Source organism: Rathayibacter sp. VKM Ac-2856 (assembly GCF_013205055.1).
Classification (GTDB): domain Bacteria; phylum Actinomycetota; class Actinomycetes; order Actinomycetales; family Microbacteriaceae; genus Rathayibacter.
Genome location: NZ_JABMLF010000001.1, coordinates 403,715 through 424,349, shown reverse-complemented (window position 1 = coordinate 424,349; position 20,635 = coordinate 403,715). Strand labels below are relative to the sequence as shown.

Here is a 20,635-nt window from a genome sequence, read left to right as displayed (position 1 = left end):
GTCGGCTCTCCTCCCCAGCGCCGGAGCCGCTCCTGCGTCCACCGATGTCCGCCTCCGTGCCCCGGCGGGCGCGACCGGACGGCACCCTCGGAGCATGGCGGTGAACGGGGAGCAGGACCACGGGGGCGAGGACCCTCGGGCGGAGCGCTGCGCCGGGTTCGTCGTCGCCGGTCGGAGCGAGCTCGGTCCTGTCGTCGTCGGCGGCGACGGCCGGCTGCTGAACGCTCTGCTGCTCCCGCCGGAGCGGGCGGAGACGGCGCTGCGGTCGGGGCTCGGCCTGCTCGGGCCGCACGAGCACCGGCAGCAGCTGGTCGACGTGGGCGCGCACCGCGACGGGGTCGTCCTGATCACCGGCCCCGCGGTGGTCGGGACGCTGGAGAGCGTGCTCGAGTCCGGCGCCGAGCTGCCCCCGGGGGTCGTCGTCACGGTCCTCGCCCCGATCGTCGCGGCGCTCCGCGACTGCGTGGGGGCCGGAGTGCACCCGGTCCCCGCGGCGGACGCGGTCGGCCTCACGGCGGAGGGCCGGCCGGTGCTGCTCCTGAGCGCGGCGGGGCGGGGCGCGGCCGAGGCGGAGGTGTGCACGGCGGTCCGCGATCTGCTCGGCCGCTGCCGTCGGAGCTGTCCGGAGTGGCGGGGGAGTCCGAGTGAGGCCGACGACCTCGAGGCGCTCGAGGCGCTGCTCTACCGCTCCGCGGTGCCGCTGCCGCTCGCGCTCGCGTCGTCGGCGGCCGGAGGAGGTGAGCGGACCGGGGTGGGGGAGTCGTCGACACGAGCGCACGCACCGGGGCCGCGACGCCATCGCAGGACGCATCCCCTGGATGGCTGGCGCGACCGCCTGCTCGCCGTCCTCCGGCAGCGGCGCGGTCCGCTCGCGGCCGCGGTCGTCGTCGTGGCGGGGGCGCTGGCGATGACGACGTTCGGAGCGGACCGGGGGACGCAAGCGGAGCCGGCGGCGGTAGCCCCCCGCACCGCCGCACCTGCGGTCACGACGACTGCCGCCCCCGTCGCGACGGCGAGCGCGACACCTCCGCGGACACCCCGAGCCTTCCCGTCAACGGCGACGCGGTCGGTGGCGCCCTCGACGGCGGCACCCGCTCGACCGGCGACGTCGGCGGCCCCGCCACCGCCCCGTCCGCCGGCAGCGGGCCTCCCTCCGGAGGAGGCGGCGACGGCCCTCCTCGCCTCCGCACGCGACTGCGGAGTCGCGGCGGCGTGCGCGGCGGCACTCACGACGGCCGACTCGCCGATGCGCGCCGACTGGGCGGAGGCCGTCGGGGTGCTCGGGGCCGGCGGCACCGCCGTCACGGCCGTGCTCGCCGACGTCAACGGCGCCTCGGCCGTGGTCTCGGTCGGGCCCGACGCGGGAACGACGACGGCCTCCGTCCTGATGATCAGGACGGAGGCCGTCTGGCTTCTCCGCGACGTCTTCACCGACGCGAGCCGCTAGTGCGGCGCGTCAGCGAGAGGGCGTCAGATGCCGAGGTCGTTCTCGAACGAGCCCTCCTCGAGGCGCTCCTTGATGGCGACCAGGAAGCGGGCCGCGTCCGCGCCGTCGACCGTGCGGTGGTCGTACGACAGGGCGAGGAACACGGTCGAGCGGATCGCGATCGCGTCCGTGCCGTCGACCTGCACGACGGCCGGCTTCTTCGTGACGATGCCGGTGCCGAGGATCGCGGTCTGCGGCAGGAACACGACGGGCGTGTCGAACAGCGCACCGCGCGAGCCGGTGTTGGTCAGCGTGAAGGTGCCGCCGGCCAGCTCGTCGGGCTTGAGCTTGTTGTTGCGGGTTCGCTCCGCGAGGTCGCCGATGGTGCTGGCGATCTGCGCGAGGGTCAGCTCCGACGCGTTCTTCAGGACCGGGGTCAGCAGTCCGCGCTCGGTGTCGACCGCGATGCTGATGTTCTCGTGGTCCGGGTAGACGATCGAGTCGCCGTCGAGCGTCGAGTTGATCACCGGGTAGGCCTTGAGGGCCTCGGCGGCAGCGAGGGCGAAGAACGGCAGGAAGGACAGCTTGGCGCCGGTCTTCTCGTTGAAGGTCTTCTTGACCGAGTCGCGGAAGCGGGCGACGGCGGTGACGTCGACCTCGACGACCGAGGTGAGCTGGGCGGTCGACTGCATCGACTCGACGGCGCGCTGCGCGAGGACCTTGCGCAGGCGGGTCATCGGCTGCGTCGTGCCGCGCAGCGGCGAGGTCTCGAGCGGCGTGCGCGCGGCCTTGGCGGCAGCGGCGGCGGGCGCCGCGACCGGGGCCGGGGCGGACTTCGCGGCCTCGACGGCGTCGAGCACGTCCTGCTTGCGGATGCGGCCGCCGACACCGGTGCCGGTGAGGGTCGACAGGTCGATCCCGTTCTCGCCCGCGAGCTTGCGGACCAGCGGGGTGACGTAGCCGGGGTTCGAGTCGGTGGGCTCGGGGGTCGCGGCCGGCGCGGCGGCGGCGGGCGCCGGAGCGGCGGGGGCCGGAGCGGCGGGGGCCGGAGCCGACGGGGCGGGCGCGGACGCCTCGGGAGCGGCCGGCTTCTCGGCGGCGGGGGCCGGCTCGGGCTCGGCCGGAGCAGGAGCCTCCTCCTCGGTCTCCGCGTCGACGGAGGGGGTGGCCTCGTCGGTCGGCTCGGTCTCGGCGGCCTCGGCCTCGGGGGACTCCTCCGCGGCGGGCTCCTCGGCCGGGGCCTCGGGCTCGGACGACGCCGCGCCGGAGCCGTCGCCGATGCGGACCAGCTCGGCACCGACCTCGACGGTCTCGTCCTCCTGGACGAGGATCTCCTCGATGACACCGGCGACGGGCGACGGGATCTCGGTGTCGACCTTGTCGGTCGAGACCTCGAGCAGCGGCTCGTCGACCTCGACGCGGTCGCCGACGTTCTTCAGCCAGCGGGTGACCGTTCCTTCCGTGACACTCTCTCCGAGTGCCGGGAGGCTGACGGATTCGCTCATGAGCCTGTCTCCTTAAGACGCTTGTGTTCGTGGGTTCAGTTTAGTGAGGCGGGAGCGGCCGGTCGCCGCCCCGCGATGGTTCTAGAGGGCGTGCAGCGGCTTCCCGGCCAGGGCGAGGTGCGCCTCGCCGAGCGCCTCGTTCTGCGTCGGGTGCGCGTGCACGAAGGGGGCGACGTCCTCGGGGTGCGCCTCCCAGTTCACGATGAGCTGAGCCTCGCCGATCAGCTCGCCGACCCGGGCCCCGATCATGTGGACGCCCACGACGGGTCCGTCGACGACGCGCACGACCTTGACGGACCCGGCGGTGCCGATGATCGTGCTCTTCGCGTTGCCGCCGAGACCGTAGTCGTAGCTCTTCACGCGCTCGGCGCCGTGCTCGGCGATGGCGCGCGCCTCGGTCAGGCCGATCGACGCCACCTCCGGGTCGCTGTAGGTGACCTTCGGGATGTTGAGGTCCGAGACCGTCTGCGGCGCGAGGCCGGCGATCTCCTCGGCGACGAAGATCCCCTGCTGGAAGCTGCGGTGCGCGAGCTGGAGGCCGGGCACGATGTCGCCGACGGCGTAGACGCCGGGGACCGAGGTCTGCAGCCGCTCGTCGGTGAGGACGTAGCCGCGGTCGAGCGTCACGCCGTTCTCCTCGAGGCCGAGCCCGGCGGTGACCGGGCCGCGGCCCACGGCGACCAGAAGGAGGTCTCCCTCGACGCTCGCGCCACTCTCGAGCGAGACGGACACGCCGTCCTCGCTCTGCACGACGCCGGTGACCCGGGAGCCGAGGGTGAACGAGATGCCGCGGCGGCGGTAGGCGCGCTCGAACTGCTTGCTCACGCTCTCGTCCTCGTTGGGGACGAGGTGCGGGAGCGCCTCGATGATCGACACCTCGGCGCCGAACGAGCGCCAGACGCTCGCGAACTCGACGCCGATGACGCCGCCGCCGAGGACGACGACCCGCTCGGGGACGTGATCGAGCTCGAGGGCCTGGTCGCTCGTGATGACGCGACCGCCGATCTCGATGCCGGGCAGGGTGCGGGAGGCGGAGCCGGTGGCGACGACGATCGAGTCGCCGTGCAGCACGTGCTCGCCGACCGTGACCGTCTTCGGACCGGTGAGCCGGCCCTCGCCGGAGACCACGGTGATGCCGCGCGAGGAGACGAGGCTCTGCAGCCCCTTGTACTTCCCGGCGACGACGCCCTCGCGGTAGCGGGTGACACCCGGGACGTCGATGCCCTGGAAGGCGGCGAGCACGCCGTACTTCTGCGCATCGCGCGCGCCGTCGGCGAGCTCGGCCGCGTGCAGGAGGGCCTTCGTCGGGACGCAGCCGCGGTGCAGGCAGGTGCCGCCGAGCTTGTCGCGCTCGACGATCGCCACGCTCAGGCCGAGCTGGGTCGCACGGAGAGCCGCCGCGTACCCGCCGCTGCCACCTCCGAGCACGACCAGGTCGTAGCGCTCTTCCGACACCCAGTGACTCCCTTGCGACGTGCGGTTCCCCTCGCCTCCGCGGACGCCGGCGCGGTGCGCGCGGACCGTTCGGAGGGGGGACGAGGCGGGAGATCCCGCCCCGTCGACCCTACTACGCGCTCGCCAGGCCCTCGGCCAGGGCGAGGAGGGCGCGGACCGAGACTCCGGTGGGGCCCGTGCCGGTGAAGCCGTAGCCGCCGCCGCCGTTGTTCGCGGGGCCCGCGATGTCCAGGTGCACCCACGGGATCCGCGTTGCGTCGGCGCCCTCGCCGCGGGTGCCGACGAACTCCTGGAGGAAGTGCGCGGCGATCAGCATGCCGCCGGCGGTGTTGCCCGGCTTGATGTTCGCGATGTCGGCGATCTCGGAGTTGAGCAGTGGGCGCAGCTCGGCCGGGAGCGGCATGTGCCAGAAGAGCTCACCCGTGCTGCGGGCGGACTCGAGCACTGAGGCGACGAGCTCGTCGTCGCCGAAGACGCCGGTGTAGCGGTTGCCGAGCGCGACCACGGCGGCGCCGGTCAGCGTCGCGACGTCGACGATCGCATCGGGCTGCTCCTCGCTCGCCGCGACGAGACCGTCGGCGAGGACGAGTCGGCCCTCCGCGTCGGTGTTGAGGACCTCGACGGTCTTCCCGCCGCGGATCGTGAGCACGTCGTTCGGGCGGATGGCCGTGCCGGAGGGCATGTTCTCCGCGATGCAGAGCCACGCGGTGACCCGCACGGGCAGGCGCAGCTCGGCGACCGCGCGGACGACCGCATAGACGGTCGCGGCGCCGGTCATGTCGTCCTTCATGCCGATCATCGAGGCCGGCGGCTTGAGCGAGAGTCCGCCGCTGTCGAAGGTGATGCCCTTGCCCACCAGGGCGAGGTGCTTCGGCGCCGCCCGCCCGGAGTCGGCGTCGGGGGAGTAGGCGATCTTGACGAGGCGGGGCGGCCGGGACGAGCCGCTGCCGACGCCGAGGATGCCGCCGAAGCCGTCCTCCTCGAGCGCCTTCTCGTCCCAGACGGTGACCTCGACGGGCAGTCCCTCGACGCCGGCCTGCGCGGCATCGGCCAGCGTCTGCGGGTAGAGGTGCGACGGCGGGGCGTTGACGAGGTCCTTCACCTCGGCGATCGCACGGCCGACGACCAAGGCGCGCTCCAGGACGGCCTCGTCGGCCGAGGCGTCGGTCGTCACGAGGACGACGCGCTCGACCGGGGTCTTCACGGAGTCGGCGGTGCTGCTGCGGAAGGCGGTGTAGGCGTAGGCGCCGAGCGCGGCCCCCTCCGCGACGGCGGCGAGCGCGCCCTCGCCGTCGGTGGGCAGCGCGAGGGCGACCGAGCCGGTGCCGGCGAGGGTGCGGACGGCGAGGCCGGCGGCGGTGCGGAGCGCGGTGGCGCTCGGCTCGGCGGAGCCCAGGCCGACCAGCACGACCACGCCGGCGCGGACAGGGGAGAGGACGCGCGTCGCCGTCTCCGCGGAGCCGGTCACGCCGAGTGCGGGGAGGGCGGCGACGAGCTCGTCGAAGCCGTCGATGCCGTCGACGCCGACGAGGCGAGGACCGTCCGGACCCGGGGCGACGCCGAGGACGAGGGCGTCGGTGTCGACATCGGAGGCGGGAGCGGTCGTGTACTCGAGAGAGGAGAGGGGCATGAGCGCAATGCTAGGCGCGGCGGGCGGAGCGCCCCGTCGAGCCGGCTCGGCTGTTCGCTCAGGGCTCAGCGCCGCCCGGGAGGCGTCCGGGAGGCGCCCGCCCGGGCCGTCTAGGGTGGATCGCATGCCGGATCCTGAAGACCTGTTCGCGATCGAGGGCGACCTCGCCGACGTCCCGCGGGGACTCCACCTCGTCGCCGGCCTCACCGGGTTCGCGGATGCGGGCGGTGCGGTCGGTCAGCTCGCCGAGCACCTGCACGGGACGCTCGAGCACCGCACGGTCGTCGAGTTCGACCAGGACCAGCTGCTCGACTACCGCGCCCGTCGGCCGATCATCACCTTCGATCAGGACCACCTGACCGACTACGCGCCGGCGACGCTCCGCCTCTCCCTCGCGCACGACGAGCTGCACCAGCCGTTCCTCCTGCTCACCGGCTTCGAGCCCGACTTCCAGTGGGAGCGCTTCACCCGCGCCGTGCTCGGCCTGATCGAGCGGCTCGAGGTCGCGAGCACCACCTGGGTGCACGCCATCCCGATGCCCGTGCCGCACACCCGCCCGGTCGGCGTCACCGTCAGCGGCAACCGCGAGGACCTGATCGAGGCGATGTCGGTCTGGAAGCCGGTCACCCAGGTCCCCTCGAACGTCCTGCACCTGCTCGAGCTCCGCCTCTACGACCGCGGGCTCCCGGCCGTCGGCTTCGCGCTGCTCGTCCCGCACTACCTCTCCGACACGGCGTACCCGCAGGCGGCCGTGGCGGCGCTGGAGAGCATCTCCGCGTCCACCGGTCTGATCTTCCCGACCGACAGCCTCCGCGAGAGCGGCCGCGAGTTCCTCTCGAAGGTCGACGAGCAGGTGGGCTCGAACGAGGAGCTGCAGAAGCTCGTGGCGGCCCTCGAGTCGCGGCACGACACCTACATGGAGGGGACGAGCCTGCGCTCGCCGCTCACCGACGAGGACGGCTTCGTGCCGAGTGCCGACGCGCTCGCGGCCGAGCTGGAGAAGTTCCTGGCGATCAAGCGCCCGGGGGACGAGCCGACCGCCTCCTAGCCGTGGCTCGGGCCGACGGGCTCGGTAGACTCTCCCGAGTGCGATCTCGTCGAGCCTGGTTCGTCTTCGGTGCCGGGGCCTTCGCGTACCTCGTCGCGGTCCTGGACCGCACGACGCTCGGCGTCGCCGGGGTGGACGCGGCGGAGCGGTTCGGCATCTCGGCCGCGCTGCTCTCCTCGCTCGCGGTCGTCCAGCTCGTCGTCTACGCCGGCATGCAGATCCCGGTCGGGATCCTCATCGACCGCTTCGGCCCGAAGACGCTGATCCTCAGCGGCACCGCCCTGATGATGGTCGGCCAGATCGTGCTGGCCTTCGCACCGTCCCTCGGCCTCGCGATCGTCGGCCGCATCCTGGTGGGGGCGGGCGACGCCGCGATCTTCACCTCGGTGATCCGGCTGACCGTGACCTGGTTCAGCGGCCCGATCGTGCCGCAGCTGTCCCAGTGGATCGGCAACATCGGCCAGGTCGGGCAGATCCTCTCCGCGCTGCCGTTCGCCGCGGTGCTGCACGCGGCGGGCTGGACGCCCGCCTTCCTCTCGGTCGCCGGCATCGGCGCCGTCGCCTTCCTCGGCGTGCTGCTGCTGATCACGGACGTGCCGCCGCGGACCGAGCCGATCGTGCTGGTGCCGCCGACGCTCCGCGCCACGATCGCGCAGCTCGGTGTGAGCCTGCGGCGGCCGGGCACGCAGCTGGGCTTCTGGTCGCACTTCGTGACGCAGTCCTCCGGGACCGTCTTCACCCTGCTCTGGGGCTACCCCTTCCTCGTCCACGCCATCGGGCTCGAGCCGGGCGTCGCCGCGCCGACGCTGACGATCGTCGTGGTCGCCGGCATCGTGGTGGGCCCGATCCTCGGCGTCCTCACCGCCCGGCACCCGATGCGGCGCAGCAACCTCGTGCTGGGGATCGTCTCGGCGATGGCGGTGGCGTGGACCGTCGTCCTGCTCTGGCCCGGCGTCCCGCCGTACTGGCTGATCGTCCTGCTGCTGATCGTGATCGGCGCCGGCGGTCCGGGATCGATGATCGGCTTCGACTTCGCCCGCACCTTCAACCCGTCGCGCAGCCTCGGTGCCGCCAACGGCGTCGTCAACGTCGGCGGCTTCCTCGCCAGCTTCACGATGATGTTCCTGATGGGGCTGCTGCTCGATGCGCTGGCGGGGCCGGCAGCCGACCCGACGGCGCTCTACTCGATGGATCACTTCCGACTCGCCTGGTGCATCCAGTACGTCGTCGTCGGCGCCGGCGTGATCGGCCTGATCACCGCGCGCCGCCGGACCCGGCGCCGTCTCGCCGAGGACGAGGGAATAACGGTGGCCCCCCTGTGGGTTGCATTGAACGACCGTCTCCGCCGTGGCCGCGCAGGGCGCTGACGGTCGTCTCCGCCCTTCCCCGTCCTCCCGCGAGGCCCACCGGGACCCGCGATCGGGCTCCTCTCGGAGCTCCGGAACCCTGAGCGCACGGCCGCACTACTCAGGCGTGCAATAATTGTCAATAGGACCCGTTCGGGTCGAGGAGCACGTCGCCCACGTCGGGCGCGCGTCCCACTCGACTTGACATGGGTCCTCGTAATGCCCACCGACGGACGACGCCTCCCGGCCTCGCCCGCAGCCGGGACGCAACGGATGGAGAGGTGCCGCCATGGCCACCAGAGCTACCAAGACCGCAACGCTCGACGCCGTCGACGACGACGTGACGACGACCAAGAAGCCCGCCGCGCGCAAGCCGGCGGCCAAGACCACCCGCGCTCGCGCGACCACCAAGGCCGCGGCTCCCGCGACCGAGGAGGAGCCCACCGACGCCGCCGAGCCCGAGGACGTCGACGCCGACGCCGCGGACGACGAGGAGACCCCGGTCGTCGCGGAGGAGACCGAGGCCGAGGCCGAGGTCAAGGACGACACCGAGACGCCCGCCGTCGCGGCGGCCGCTCCGGCCGAGCCGCTCCCGAGCGGCGCGCTCGTCCTCTCCTTCGGCGGCGACGACGACGAGGTCCCCGTCTACTCGACGGCGATCACTGGCGCCACGGCCGACCCGGTCAAGGACTACCTCAAGCAGATCGGCAAGGTCGCGCTCCTGAACGCGGCCGAGGAAGTCGAGCTCGCGATGCGCATCGAGGCCGGTCTCTTCGCCGAGGACAAGCTCGCCAACTCGAGCGACCTCAGCCCGGAGCTCGTCCGCGAGCTGCGCTGGGTCGCGAAGGACGGCCAGCGGGCCAAGAGCCACCTGCTCGGCGCGAACCTGCGCCTCGTGGTCAGCCTCGCCAAGCGCTACACCGGCCGCGGCATGCAGTTCCTGGACCTGATCCAGGAGGGCAACCTCGGTCTCATCCGTGCGGTCGAGAAGTTCGACTACACCAAGGGCTTCAAGTTCTCGACCTACGCGACGTGGTGGATCCGCCAGGCGATCACCCGCGCGATGGCCGACCAGGCCCGCACCATCCGCATCCCGGTGCACATGGTCGAGGTCATCAACAAGCTCGCCCGGGTGCAGCGCCAGATGCTCCAGGACCTGGGCCGCGAGCCCACGCCCGAGGAGCTGTCGCGCGAGCTCGACATGACCCCCGAGAAGGTCATCGAGGTGCAGAAGTACGGCCGCGAGCCGATCTCGCTGCACACCCCCCTGGGTGAGGACGGCGACAGCGAGTTCGGCGACCTCATCGAGGACACCGAGGCGGTCGTGCCCGCCGACGCCGTGGGCTTCACGATGCTGCAGAAGCAGCTCGAGTCGCTCCTCGACTCCCTGTCCGAGCGCGAGGCGGGCGTGATCCGCATGCGCTTCGGCCTCGGCGACGGCATGCCGAAGACCCTGGACCAGATCGGCGACACCTTCGGCGTGACGCGCGAGCGCATCCGCCAGATCGAGTCCAAGACGATGGCCAAGCTCCGCCACCCGTCCCGCTCGCAGTCGCTCCGCGACTACCTCGAGTAAGCCGGTGATCCGCTACGCGCCGGCGGTCCTCCTCGGGAGGGCCGCCCGGTTCGCAGCGCGCGTCCGCAAGCCCGGCGGTGGCTCCGCCGTGCCCGGGCTCGTCGTGAACCGCCTCGCGCCGGGCTTCCTCCCGGCCGTGCTCGACGGCTTCCCCGACGGCCTCGTCGTCGTGACCGGCTCGGCCGGCAAGTCCACGACGACGAAGATGCTCGTCGCCGTCCTGCGCGCCCACGGGCTGCGCGTGTTCACCAACCCGTCGACCGCGAACATCGCGCAGGGTCTCACCTCGGCCTTGCTCGAGCGGGCCGACCTCCGCGGGCGGATCGACGCCGACATCGCCGTGCTGGAGATGGACGAGGGCCACGGCGCGCGCCTGGCGCCGCGGATGAGTCCGCGCGTCGTGCTGCTGACCAACGTGGTCGTCGACCAGATCGACCGGTTCTTCGACCCCGCCATGGTCGCCCGGATGCTCGCGACCATCGCGACGCGGGCCACCGGCCCGGTCGTGCTGAACGCGGACGACCGGCACGTCGCCGACATCGCGACGAGTCTGCCGAGCGATCGGGTCCGCTGGTACGGCGTCTCGCCCGCCGTGCGCGAGGCCGCCATCGGCGGACTCGGCTACGCGGCCGACGCGGAGGGTGCCGACGGCCGCGCCACGACCGTCGTCGAGACGACGAGCGGTGCGGCTGCGACCATCGTCGCGGACGGCGACTCCCTCGACGTCCGCCTCCCGGCCCGCGGCGTGCACTACGCCGTCGACGCGGCCTCCGCGGTCTCCGCGGCCCGCGCGGTGCTCGGCGCCCGCTTCGACGCGGCGACCACCGCCTCCGCCCTCTCGTCGATCGACCCGGTCTTCGGGCGCGGCGAGATCGTCGTGGTGCGCGGTCAGGAGGTCGAGTTCGTCCTCGTGCAGAACCCGGCGAGCTACCGCCTGAACATCGCGGAGATCCCCGAGGGGACCGAGCAGATCATGCTCGCCATCGGCTCCGACGTCCGGGACCCGTCCTACTTCTGGCCCGTCAACACCTCGCGCTTGGGCCGCGTCCGCGTCGTCTCCGGCTCGAAGGCGCACGAGGCGGCGCTGCAGCTGCGCTACGACGGCGTCGAGATCGACTCGGTCGACGACGATCTCGGCCGGGCACTCGACGCGTTCCTCGCGCTGCCCGCTCCGGCTCGCGGGAGGAAGACCATCGTCTTCTCCGCCGACTCGATGCGGCGCACCCGCGCCCACCTCCAGCTCGCCTCCAACCGCGAGGAGACCGCGTGACCACCCTGCTGATCGGCGTCCTCGCGCCCGACGTCCTGGACAGCAACGGGGACGCGGCCAACGCGCGCGTCCTCGCTGCGCGCGCCGCGTGGGCGGGTCTGGAGGCCCGCGTCCTCCCGCTTCGCGGGCAGGCGGACTTCGCGGAGCGCCCCGATGTGCTGGTCGCCGGCACGGGCGCCGACGAGGACCTGCCCGGGGTGCTCGAGCTGCTGCGGTCCGTCCACGGGACGCTGCAGGACTGGGTCGACGCGGGGACGGAGATAGTCGCCGTGGGAGCGGGATGGGAGCTGCTCGCCGAGTCCTTCGAGACGCCCGCCGGCGTCGTCGCCGGCCTGGGGCTCTTCCCGGGACGCGCCGTGGTCGCCGAGCGGACGACGGACGACCTCGTCGTCGAGTCGAGCGCCGGGGTGCTCGTCGGCTTCGAGAACCACGCGCGGCGCTTCGAGGGCATCGACCCGGCGCACGTGCTCGGTCGTGTGCTGCACGGCACAGGCGACGGCGGGGGAGTGGAGGGGTACGCGCACGGCGCGCTCCTCGGCACGCACCTGCACGGACCGGTGCTGGCGAAGAACCCTGTTCTCGCGGACGCGATCCTGCAGCGGGTCGCCGGCCGCCACGGGCTCGTGCACTCGGCCGAGGACGCCCGAACCCGTGCCGCCGATGAGACAGCTCGAGCCGCCCGCGAGGTCATCGCGAAGCGGCTCGGAGTCGGCCGGTAGGGAGCGACGCTCCCCACCGGCGGGTGCCGGCGGACTAGGGGCGCTGCTCCTCGAAGAGGCGCGCCGACTCGTCGTGCCAGCTCTGGGCGATGCTGGAGAGCTTCTCCTGGTACTTCTTGCCGTGGTGCGCGCAGAACAGCAGTTCTCCGCTGTTCACGACGACACGGATGTAAGCCTGGGCACCGCAGCTGTCGCAGCGGTCGGCCGCGGAGAGCTGCTGGGATCCAGCGAGCTCGTCCACGCCGTTCGGGGTTGCTGTGGTCGCCATGACGTGGCCTCCTGCGCTCGGGTCTTCGATCTCGGTGGACTCGGCCGTCGCCGGCGTCGTCCTTCCCTTGGTCCAACCATCAAAGCACGCGGATGTTTCCCGGCAGAGACGATCCCGTGGCATTTCGCTCTGCGCGTAGGGACCCCGGCGCCTTCCCAGCCGGAGACCGGTACGGGGCCGCTCGGCCGCGCCGCCACCGGGGTGTCGGCCCCCGAACCTAGACTGGTCGGATGGCCTCCACCGACTACTCCGCACGGCACCTCTCCGTCCTCGAGGGTCTCGAGGCGGTCCGCAAGCGCCCGGGCATGTACATCGGGTCGACGGACTCCCGCGGCCTCATGCACTGCCTCTGGGAGGTCATCGACAACTCGGTCGACGAGGCCCTCGCGGGTCACGGCACGGAGATCAGCGTCGTCCTGCACGCGGACGGCAGCGTCGAGGTCCGCGACCGCGCCCGCGGCATCCCGGTCGACATCGAGCCCAAGACCGGATTGACCGGCGTCGAGGTCGTCTTCACGAAGCTGCACGCCGGCGGCAAGTTCGGCTCCGGCTCCTACGCCGCCTCGGGCGGACTGCACGGAGTGGGCGCCTCGGTCGTGAACGCGCTGTCGGAGCGCCTCGACGTCGAGGTCGACCGCGACGGGCGGACCTACCGGATGTCCTTCCACCGCGGCGAGCCCGGCCGCTTCGCCGACACGGGCGAGCCGACCCCGGACGCGCCCTTCTCGCCGTTCGAGAACGGCTCGGAGCTGGAGATCGTCGGCAAGGTGAAGAAGGGCGTCACCGGCACGCGGGTGCGCTACTGGGCCGACCGGCAGATCTTCACGAAGGGCGCCGCCTTCCAGACGGACGACCTCGTCACCCGCGCGCGGCAGACCGCCTTCCTGGTGCCCGGCCTCACGATCGACATCGTCGACGACCGCGAGGAGGAGCGCCGGGCCGAGATGTTCCGCTACGACGGCGGCATCTCGGAGTTCGTCGAGTTCCTCGCTCCGGACGCGGCCGTCACCGACGTGCTGCGGCTGACGGGCAGCGGCACCTTCACCGAGACGGTGCCGGTGCTCACGCCCGGCGGGGCGATGGTGCCGACCGAGGTCGAGCGCACCTGCGAGGTCGACATCGCGCTGCGCTGGGGCACCGGCTACGAGACCGTGCTGCGCAGCTTCGTCAACATCATCTCGACGCCCAAGGGCGGCACCCACCAGACCGGCTTCGAGCAGGGGCTGCTGAAGCTGCTCCGCGCGCAGGTCGAGGCGAACGCCCGCAAGCTCAAGGCCGGTTCGGACAAGCTGGAGAAGGACGACGCCCTCGCGGGGCTCACCGCGGTGCTGACCGTGCGTCTCCCCGAGCCGCAGTTCGAGGGGCAGACGAAGGAGATCCTCGGCACGCCCGCGGTGCGCGCGATCGTCGCGCAGACGATCACCTCGACCCTCGGCGCGGTCTTCTCCTCGACGAAGCGCGAGGACAAGGCGCAGATGTCGCAGCTGCTCGAGAAGCTCGTCGCGGAGATGAAGTCGCGGATCTCGGCGCGCGCGCACAAGGAGACCCAGCGCCGCAAGAACGCGCTGGAGTCCTCCTCCCTGCCGGCCAAGCTCGTCGACTGCCGCAGCAACGACGTCGAGAACAGCGAGCTGTTCATCGTCGAGGGCGATTCGGCCCTGGGCACGGCGAAGCTGGCGCGCAACAGCGAGTACCAGGCGCTGCTGCCCATCCGCGGCAAGATCCTCAACGTGCAGAAGGCGAGCATCGCCGACATGCTCTCGAACACCGAGTGCGCGTCGATGATCCAGGTGATCGGGGCGGGGTCGGGCCGCTCGTTCGAGCTGCCGGCGGCGCGCTACGGGAAGATCATCCTGATGAGCGACGCAGACGTCGACGGCGCCCACATCCGCACGCTGCTGCTCACGCTGTTCTTCCGCTACATGCGCCCGCTGGTCGAAGCCGGCCGGGTCTTCGCCGCGGTGCCGCCGCTGCACCGCGTCGTGGTGATGAACTCGGGCCGGAAGCCGAACGAGACGATCTACACCTACTCCGAGAAGGAGCTGCAGGGGGTCCTCGCCGCGCTGTCGAAGGCGAACCGGCGCTACCAGGACCCGATCCAGCGCTACAAGGGCCTCGGCGAGATGGACGCCGACCAGCTCGCGCTGACGACGATGGACCGCTCGCGGCGGACCCTGCGCCGGGTGAAGGTCTCGGACGCGGAGAACGCGGGGCGGGTCTTCGAGCTGCTGATGGGCAACGAGGTCGCGCCGCGCAAGGAGTTCATCGTCCGCGGCTCCGAGACGCTCTCGCGCGACCGCATCGACGTCTGACGCAGTGCCGCGCGGAGCGCGGGCCCCGCTCGCTCTCCGCAGCACGCTGGTCGAGCAGCCGCGCATCATGCTCGTCGAGCAGCCGCGCCGCGGCGTGTCGAGACCGACGTCTGCGTGACGGTGGATCTCGATACGCCCGCAGAGCGGGCTACTCGATCAGCATGAGCGGGGTCAGAACTGCTCGGGGGCGGCGCCGATGCTCGCGATGGGCGCGGCGAGCGCGACTCCGGAGCCGTCGCGCTTCATGCCGGACTCGGGGAGCGCCGCGACGCTGCCGTCGGCCTCGAGGGCGTGGGCCGGCCCGGGGCCGACCCAGGCGACGCCGAGCGCGGTCTCGCCCTTGAGGAAGCGCTGGGCGCGGACTCCGCCGGTCGCGCGACCCTTGGCCGGGAACTCGGAGAACGCGGACACCTTGGCACTGCCGGTGTCGGTGCCGGTGAGGGCCCAGCTGTCCACGGCGACGGTCGCGACGACGGTCTCGTCGCGCTCGGCCTCGGGGACGACCGCGAACGAGACGACCTCGTCGGTCTCGCTGATCTTCACCCCGGCCATGCCCGCGGCGGTCCGGCCCTGCGGGCGGACGGCGGAGGCGGAGAAGCGCAGCAGCTGCGCCTCGCCGGTGACGAAGACGAGCTCGTCCTCGTCGGCCGACGGTGCGGCTCCGATGACCGCGTCCTTCGGCCGCAGCGCGATCAGCTCGATGTCCGGGCGGTTCGGCAGGTCGCCGGGGGCGACGCGCTTGACCGTGCCCTGCAGGGTGCCGAGGGCGATCGGGCGCGGATCGTCGAGGGCGACCAGGGCGAGCACGCGCTCGTCCTTCGCGAGGTGGCCGAGGTAGTCGCTCATCCGGACGCCGGCGCCGAGCTGCACGGAGGAGGACGGGACGGAGGGGACGTCGACGGGGGAGAAGCGCAGGAGGCGGCCGGCGGTCGTCACCGCGCCGATCTCGGCGCGGGTGGTGGTGTCGATCGTGCTGAGGACCGCGTCGTGCTTGCTGCGCCGGGTGGCGCGCTCGGGGTGCGGCGCCGCGTCGGGATCGCGGTCGATGCGGACCATCCGCCCGGTGGTGCTGAGCAGCACGCGGCAGGGCAGGTCGGCGATCTCGAGCACCGCGGCGGCCTTCCGGCCGGTGGTGGCGACGGAGGGGCGAGCCTCGGTGAGCAGCGTGCGCCGCGGCGTGCCGAGACGCTGCGCGACGTCGTCGAGCTCGTCGGAGACCAGGGCCTCGAGTCGGCTGCGGCTGGCGAGCAGCGCCTCGAGCTCGGCGATCTCGGCGAGGAGGGTGTCGCGCTCGGTCTCCAGCTCGATCCGGGAGAAGCGGGTGAGGCGGCGCAGCTGCAGCTCGAGGATGTACTCGGCCTGGAGGGTGCTGAGATCGAAGACCTCGATCAGGCGGGCGCGCGCGGCGGCGGTGTCGTCGCTCGCGCGGATCAGCTGGATGACCTCGTCGATGTCGAGGATCGCGATGAGCAGTCCCTCGACCAGGTGCAGCCGCTCCTGGCGCTTGCGCAGCCGGTAGCGGGAGCGGCGGGTCACCACGGTCAGGCGGTGGCCGATGTAGACCTGCAGCAGCTCCTTCAGACCCAGGGTGCGCGGCTGCCCGTCGACGAGGGCGACGTTGTTGATCGAGAAGGCGTCCTCGAGCGGCGTGTAGCGGTAGAGCTGCTCGAGCACCGCCTCCGGGCTGAAGCCGGTCTTGATCCCGATCACGAGGCGCAGGCCGTTGTCGCGGTCGGTCAGGTCCGTGACGTCGGCGATCCCGCTGAGCTTCTTGCTCTGGACGCCGTCCTTGATCTTGTCGATGACCTTCTCGGCGCCGACCAGGTAGGGCAGCTCGGTGACGACCAGGCCGGACTTGCGGGCGGTGATGCTCTCGACCGAGACCCGCGCCCGGGTCTTGAAGCTGCCGCGGCCCGTGGCGTAGGCGTCGCGGACACCGGCGAGGCCGACGATGGTGCCGCCGCTCGGGAAGTCGGGGCCGGGGACGAACGACATCAGGTCGTCCAGCGACGCGTCGGGGTTCGCGATCAGGTGCCGGGCCGCTCCGATCACCTCGACCAGGTTGTGCGGAGCCATGTTGGTGGCCATGCCGACCGCGATGCCGCTCGCGCCGTTGACGAGCAGGTTCGGGAAGGCCGCGGGGAGCACCTCGGGCTGGTCGTGCGAGTTGTCGTAGTTGGGCACGAAGTCGACGACGTCCTCGTCGAGGTGCTCGGTCATCGCCGTCGCGGCGGCGGCGAGGCGCGCCTCGGTGTAGCGGGCCGCGGCGGGGCCGTCGTCGAGCGAACCGAAGTTGCCGTGGCCGTCCACCAGCGGCACCCGGAGGGTGAACGGCTGGGCGAGGCGCACGAGCGAGTCGTAGATGGAGGCGTCGCCGTGCGGGTGCAGCTTGCCCATCACCTCGCCGACCACGCGGGCCGACTTCACGTGTCCGCGATCGGGGCGCAGGCCCATCTCGCTCATCATGTAGAGGATCCGGCGCTGCACGGGCTTCAGGCCGTCGCGGGCGTCGGGGAGCGCGCGGGAGTAGATGACCGAGTAGGCGTACTCGAGGAACGACCCCTCCATCTCGGCGGAGACGTCGACGTCCTCGATGCGCTCGGTCAGAGAGGATCCGGAGGGAGGGGGTGCAGCGTTCATGTCTCACTTCAGTAGCGGCGCGGGACTGGCGGGCGCAGCCTTCGACGACGGGCGCAGGCACGGCGAGGCTCGCTCCGCCCGAGGGCGCACCGTGCGAAACTGGGCGCGATGACCCCCATGCTACCGGCCGTCCCCGCCGGACGGCGGAGCCTCGCCGACGTCCTCCCCGGCGCCCTCGACGCCCTCCTCGGCCGCCCCGGGACCTTCGGCTCGTCCCGCATGGAGCGGATCGTCGTCGTCCTCGTGGACGGCCTCGGCGCCGCGAACCTCCGCCAGCGGGCCGGCCACTCCCGCACGCTCGCCCCCGCGCTCACCAGGGCCACCACGCTCGTCTCGGGCTTCCCCACGACGACCGCGGCCGCCCTCGCGAGCCTCACCACGGGCCTGCGCCCCGGCGGTCACGGCATGGTCGGCTACCGCGTCCTCGACCGGGCCGCCGACCGGCTGGTGAACCAGCTGTCCGGCTGGGACGAGGGCATGGTCCCCGAGCAGTGGCAGCCGCACCCGACCGTCTTCGAGCGGGCCGTCGAGGCGGGGGTCGCGGCGAGCGTGATCGGACCGTCCCGCTACGCGCGCTCGGGCCTCACCCGGGCGATCCTCCGCGGCGCGGAGTACCGGGCGGCCGGATCGGTCGCCGAGCGCTTCGCCGCGGCGCGCGACCTGCTCGACTCCGGCGGCCGTCAGCTGGTCTACCTCTACGTCCCCGAGCTCGACATGACCGCGCACGCCCGCGGCTGGGAGTCGCCCGAGTGGACGACGGCCCTCGAGTCGCTCGACGGCGAGGTCTCGGCCTTCGTCCGCGGGCTCTCGGCGCGCGAGGGCGTGCTGGTGACCGCCGACCACGGCGTCCTCGACGTGCCCGCGTCCTCGCACGTCCTCGTGCGCGACCCCGCGCTCCTCGAGGGCGTGCGCCATCTGGCGGGGGAGCCGCGCTGCCTGCAGCTGCACCTCGAGGACGGCGTCGACGCCGCGGCGGTCGCGGCGCGCTGGGCGGAGGCCGAGGGCGCCCGCGCCTGGGTCGCGACCCGCGAGGACGTCGCGGCGAGCGGCTGGTTCGGCGAGATCGGCGCTCCCGCGGCGGAGCGGATGGGCGACGTGTTCGTCGCCGCGCGGAAGGCGATCGCGTACTACGCGGCGGAGGACTCCTCGGGCCGGTCGATGATCGGCCAGCACGGGTCGCTCACGCCGGAGGAGACCCAGGTGCCGCTGCTCGGCTTCGGCGCGCTCTCCGGGATCTGATCCCGGCCGGGGGACGCACCTCCTCCCGGCCGAGCACGCACAGCGCGTCGAGCGTCGCGAGTCGTCGCCGAGCGGCGCTAGTCGTCGCTGCGCGCCCCGAAGACGATCTCGTCCCAGCTCGGCATGGCGGCGCGGCCCCGGCGGATCGAGTTCCGCCCGCTTGCGGCGGGGTGGTCGGTCTGCGGCGCGGCGGGGCGCTCCGGCTCCGCAGCCCTCGGGGGTGCGACGGGTGCCTCCGGCTGCGGCTCCTCGCGCACTCGCGCGGACGAGGCGTGGTCGCGCTCGCCGCGCCGGCGTCGGAGCGCGTCGAGGAGGTCGGCGGTGTCGTTGAGGTTGCGCTCGCGCTGCTCGGTCGTGCTGGTGACCGGGCGGGGGAGGGTCGAGACCGGGCGCGGCGTGTCGGAGAGGGCCGGCTGCGGCTCGGTGTCGGAGGGGCGTGAGGCCGCCGGGCGCGAGTGCGGCAGGCGCGAGGGGCCGGGGCGATCGGAGCGCTCGGACCGGTCCGACCGGTCGCTGCGCGACGTCTCCTCCGCGGGCTTCGCGAACGCGTCGGTGTCGAAGCGGGTCGCCAGCTCGTCGACGGCGGCGGGGATGACGGCGCGCAGGCGCGGGATGAGCGTCGGCCGGATCTCGCCCTGCTGGGAGAGCGTCGTCGCCTCGGCGGTGAGGGGGGACAGGAGCGCCTTCTTGGGATCGAAGCGCCAGCGGGCGTCGTGGTCGATCTCGTCGGAGCGGAAGAGCAGCTTGACGACCCAGCCCTCCTCCTCCTTCCAGCTCGACCACTGCTCGCCGTCGGCGCCCAGGGAGCCCAGGCGCTCGCGGATGACGTCGCCGAAGGGCGTGCCCTCCTCGAGCGGGTCGGGGTCGGCGCTCGTGTAGACGCGGACCGCCAGCGCGGAGGCGACGATGTGCTCGCGCTCGGCGGTCACCGGGCCCTCGAAGCGCGCGACGTAGTCGAGGTCGGCGCCGGTGAGCTCGGCGACCTCCTCGGCGGAGAGGCCCGAGCGGATGTGCGCCTGGATCTCTCGGGGCGACACGCGCTTCTCGCGAGGGGGCAGGGAGTGCACGCGCGGCCGGAGCTGGCTCTGCAGCGTCTCGTCGATGCGGACGGAGTACCGCTCGCCGCCGTCCGAGACGAGGACGAGCGATCCGCTCTCGACGCCGATCACCTTCAGTTCCATCATCGTTCTGGACCTCCTTCTGGACGCGCGCGTGCCGGTGCTGACCGCGAACCGGCTCAGGATCGCACGCCGTCGTCCCGTTCCTCGGGAATACCGCGGGCGGGTCGAAAGTTGGTGCGGAAGTAGGGCGCGGCAGCGGCTGTCAAGACGCGTTCGAAGCGGTTTGCGCATCGATACTTCTTGATGCACACTGTCCCCGCCGATTTGTTGAACTGCTGAATTTAAGAAGTGGATGGGAATGGCTACGGACTACGACGCCCCCCGCAAGACCGATGACGACTCCGAGTCGATCGAGGCCCTGAAGGAGCGAGTCCCCGACAAGATGTCCGGAGTCGTCGACGTCGATGACGCCGACAACCCGGGCGGATTCGAACTGCCCGGTGCCGATCTGTCCGACCTCGATCTGGACGTCGTGGTCCTTCCGCCGCAGGCGGACGAGTTCACGTGCGTGAGCTGCTTCCTGGTGAAGCACCGCTCGCAGATCGACCACGAGGAGAAGCTCGGCCCGATCTGCCTGGAGTGCGCCGCTTAGGCCTCTCCCGGCTCCGAAAGACGACCGCTCCGTCGCCGTGATCCCTCCTGGATCGCGGCGACGACGTCGTTGGGGCGCCTGCTCGACAGCAGCCAGTACGGCGTCGGGTCGGCGGGGTCCTCGATCGGGACCCGCACGACGTCGCGCACCCAGCCGCGGATGACGAGGAACGCCCTGGCGTCCAATCGCGGTCCGCGCTGAGCGAACGCCCGCTCGCCGGTGTACGCGGCAGGCTCGCCCACCAGCTCGAGCGGGATGTGCGCGCGGCCCGCCCGCAGCTCGCCGTCCACGACCTCGATGGTGGGCGACGTCGCCAGCAGCGTCGCCACCGTGCCGCCGTAGAGCACCAGCGCGACGAGGACGCCGACGAGGAAGTCGATCGGCGCGAAGACGAGGATGCTGGCGGGGATCACGAGGGCGGTGGAGACGAAGAGCCAGGGCGCGGGCCACAGCCTCTCTCGGTAGGTCGGCATGTCCCTATTGCATCA

At 72.6% G+C, this 20,635-nt stretch carries 16 protein-coding genes; 9 read left to right on the top strand and 7 right to left on the bottom strand.

The window, feature by feature from the left end; translation table 11 throughout:
* The first annotated feature begins 94 nt into the window (after window positions 1–94).
* Window positions 95–1,447 (top strand): hypothetical protein, encoded by a 1,353-nt coding sequence (locus tag HQQ82_RS01945; protein WP_173231416.1) that lies wholly within the window; start codon window positions 95–97, stop codon window positions 1,445–1,447.
* A 23-nt stretch (window positions 1,448–1,470) separates the two neighbouring features.
* Here the strand turns inward: HQQ82_RS01945 and sucB are convergent, their stop codons facing one another.
* The 3 genes from sucB to HQQ82_RS01930 form a co-directional block, all read right to left on the bottom strand.
* Window positions 1,471–2,931 carry a 2-oxoglutarate dehydrogenase, E2 component, dihydrolipoamide succinyltransferase gene (gene sucB / locus HQQ82_RS01940; protein ID WP_173231415.1) on the bottom strand — a complete coding sequence of 487 codons (1,461 nt, stop codon included), beginning with the start codon at window positions 2,929–2,931 and terminating at the stop codon, window positions 1,471–1,473.
* Between the two features lie 81 nt (window positions 2,932–3,012).
* Complete coding sequence (lpdA, locus tag HQQ82_RS01935) at window positions 3,013–4,386, bottom strand: dihydrolipoyl dehydrogenase (RefSeq protein WP_173231414.1); 1,374 nt, start codon at window positions 4,384–4,386, stop codon at window positions 3,013–3,015.
* Between the two features lie 112 nt (window positions 4,387–4,498).
* A complete protein-coding gene (locus HQQ82_RS01930; protein ID WP_173231413.1) occupies window positions 4,499–6,016 on the bottom strand; it encodes a leucyl aminopeptidase in 1,518 nt (505 codons plus the stop codon).
* 124 nt (window positions 6,017–6,140) lie between these two features.
* On the opposite strand from HQQ82_RS01930, the gene HQQ82_RS01925 reads away from it, so the two are divergent.
* From HQQ82_RS01925 to HQQ82_RS01905, 5 genes are all read left to right on the top strand, one after another.
* Window positions 6,141–7,064, top strand: coding sequence for a proteasome assembly chaperone family protein (locus HQQ82_RS01925; RefSeq protein WP_173231412.1), 924 nt, complete (start codon window positions 6,141–6,143; stop codon window positions 7,062–7,064).
* 38 nt (window positions 7,065–7,102) lie between these two features.
* Complete coding sequence (locus HQQ82_RS01920; protein WP_173231411.1) at window positions 7,103–8,431, top strand: MFS transporter; 1,329 nt, start codon at window positions 7,103–7,105, stop codon at window positions 8,429–8,431.
* Window positions 8,432–8,699: 268 nt separating this feature from the next.
* Window positions 8,700–9,986: an RNA polymerase sigma factor gene (locus tag HQQ82_RS01915; RefSeq protein ID WP_173231410.1), complete on the top strand. Its 1,287-nt coding sequence runs from the start codon at window positions 8,700–8,702 to the stop codon at window positions 9,984–9,986.
* 4 nt (window positions 9,987–9,990) lie between these two features.
* Complete coding sequence (locus HQQ82_RS01910) at window positions 9,991–11,256, top strand: Mur ligase family protein (protein WP_173231409.1); 1,266 nt, start codon at window positions 9,991–9,993, stop codon at window positions 11,254–11,256.
* Window positions 11,253–11,975: a cobyric acid synthase gene (locus tag HQQ82_RS01905; protein WP_173231408.1), complete on the top strand. Its 723-nt coding sequence runs from the start codon at window positions 11,253–11,255 to the stop codon at window positions 11,973–11,975. Before HQQ82_RS01910 ends, HQQ82_RS01905 begins: the two co-directional genes overlap by 4 nt.
* A 34-nt stretch (window positions 11,976–12,009) precedes the next feature.
* On the opposite strand, the gene HQQ82_RS01900 is transcribed toward HQQ82_RS01905, so the two are convergent.
* On the bottom strand, window positions 12,010–12,243 hold the full coding sequence (locus tag HQQ82_RS01900; protein ID WP_173231407.1) for a hypothetical protein: 234 nt from the start codon (window positions 12,241–12,243) through the stop codon (window positions 12,010–12,012).
* A 230-nt stretch (window positions 12,244–12,473) separates the two neighbouring features.
* On the opposite strand from HQQ82_RS01900, the gene HQQ82_RS01895 reads away from it, so the two are divergent.
* Entirely contained in the window at window positions 12,474–14,555 is a 2,082-nt protein-coding gene (locus HQQ82_RS01895) for a type IIA DNA topoisomerase subunit B (protein WP_173231406.1), read from the top strand.
* A gap of 171 nt (window positions 14,556–14,726) precedes the next feature.
* Here HQQ82_RS01895 and HQQ82_RS01890 read toward each other — a convergent pair whose 3' ends face one another.
* Window positions 14,727–17,195 (bottom strand): DNA topoisomerase (ATP-hydrolyzing) subunit A, encoded by a 2,469-nt coding sequence (locus tag HQQ82_RS01890; protein ID WP_173231405.1) that lies wholly within the window; start codon window positions 17,193–17,195, stop codon window positions 14,727–14,729.
* Window positions 17,196–17,303: 108 nt separating this feature from the next.
* Between HQQ82_RS01890 and HQQ82_RS01885 the strand changes: the two genes are divergently transcribed.
* The gene (locus HQQ82_RS01885) at window positions 17,304–18,434 is read left to right on the top strand and encodes an alkaline phosphatase family protein (protein WP_173231404.1); all 1,131 of its coding nucleotides are present in this window, start codon (window positions 17,304–17,306) and stop codon (window positions 18,432–18,434) included.
* Between the two features lie 77 nt (window positions 18,435–18,511).
* Here the strand turns inward: HQQ82_RS01885 and sepH are convergent, their stop codons facing one another.
* Complete coding sequence (gene sepH, locus HQQ82_RS01880; RefSeq protein WP_173231403.1) at window positions 18,512–19,618, bottom strand: septation protein SepH; 1,107 nt, start codon at window positions 19,616–19,618, stop codon at window positions 18,512–18,514.
* A gap of 235 nt (window positions 19,619–19,853) precedes the next feature.
* Between sepH and HQQ82_RS01875 the strand changes: the two genes are divergently transcribed.
* On the top strand, window positions 19,854–20,147 hold the full coding sequence (locus tag HQQ82_RS01875) for a DUF4193 domain-containing protein (RefSeq protein WP_055792269.1): 294 nt from the start codon (window positions 19,854–19,856) through the stop codon (window positions 20,145–20,147).
* Here HQQ82_RS01875 and HQQ82_RS01870 read toward each other — a convergent pair.
* The gene (locus HQQ82_RS01870) at window positions 20,144–20,620 is read right to left on the bottom strand and encodes a DUF3093 domain-containing protein (RefSeq protein ID WP_173231402.1); all 477 of its coding nucleotides are present in this window, start codon (window positions 20,618–20,620) and stop codon (window positions 20,144–20,146) included. The two genes, HQQ82_RS01875 and HQQ82_RS01870, sit on opposite strands and share 4 nt — an antisense overlap.
* Window positions 20,621–20,635 lie beyond the last annotated feature (15 nt).

Bases quoted from the DNA above. Each gene is read 5' to 3' on its own strand.
- HQQ82_RS01945 (WP_173231416.1), top strand. From the start codon at position 95: ATGGCGGTGAACGGGGAGCAGGACCACGGGGGCGAGGACCCTCGGGCG.
- sucB (WP_173231415.1), bottom strand. From the start codon at position 2,931: ATGAGCGAATCCGTCAGCCTCCCGGCACTCGGAGAGAGTGTCACGGAA.
- HQQ82_RS01930 (WP_173231413.1), bottom strand. From the start codon at position 6,016: ATGCCCCTCTCCTCTCTCGAGTACACGACCGCTCCCGCCTCCGATGTC.
- HQQ82_RS01925 (WP_173231412.1), top strand. From the start codon at position 6,141: ATGCCGGATCCTGAAGACCTGTTCGCGATCGAGGGCGACCTCGCCGAC.
- HQQ82_RS01915 (WP_173231410.1), top strand. From the start codon at position 8,700: ATGGCCACCAGAGCTACCAAGACCGCAACGCTCGACGCCGTCGACGAC.
- HQQ82_RS01900 (WP_173231407.1), bottom strand. From the start codon at position 12,243: ATGGCGACCACAGCAACCCCGAACGGCGTGGACGAGCTCGCTGGATCC.
- HQQ82_RS01895 (WP_173231406.1), top strand. From the start codon at position 12,474: ATGGCCTCCACCGACTACTCCGCACGGCACCTCTCCGTCCTCGAGGGT.
- HQQ82_RS01890 (WP_173231405.1), bottom strand. From the start codon at position 17,195: ATGAACGCTGCACCCCCTCCCTCCGGATCCTCTCTGACCGAGCGCATC.
- HQQ82_RS01885 (WP_173231404.1), top strand. From the start codon at position 17,304: ATGACCCCCATGCTACCGGCCGTCCCCGCCGGACGGCGGAGCCTCGCC.
- sepH (WP_173231403.1), bottom strand. From the start codon at position 19,618: ATGATGGAACTGAAGGTGATCGGCGTCGAGAGCGGATCGCTCGTCCTC.
- HQQ82_RS01875 (WP_055792269.1), top strand. From the start codon at position 19,854: ATGGCTACGGACTACGACGCCCCCCGCAAGACCGATGACGACTCCGAG.
- HQQ82_RS01870 (WP_173231402.1), bottom strand. From the start codon at position 20,620: ATGCCGACCTACCGAGAGAGGCTGTGGCCCGCGCCCTGGCTCTTCGTC.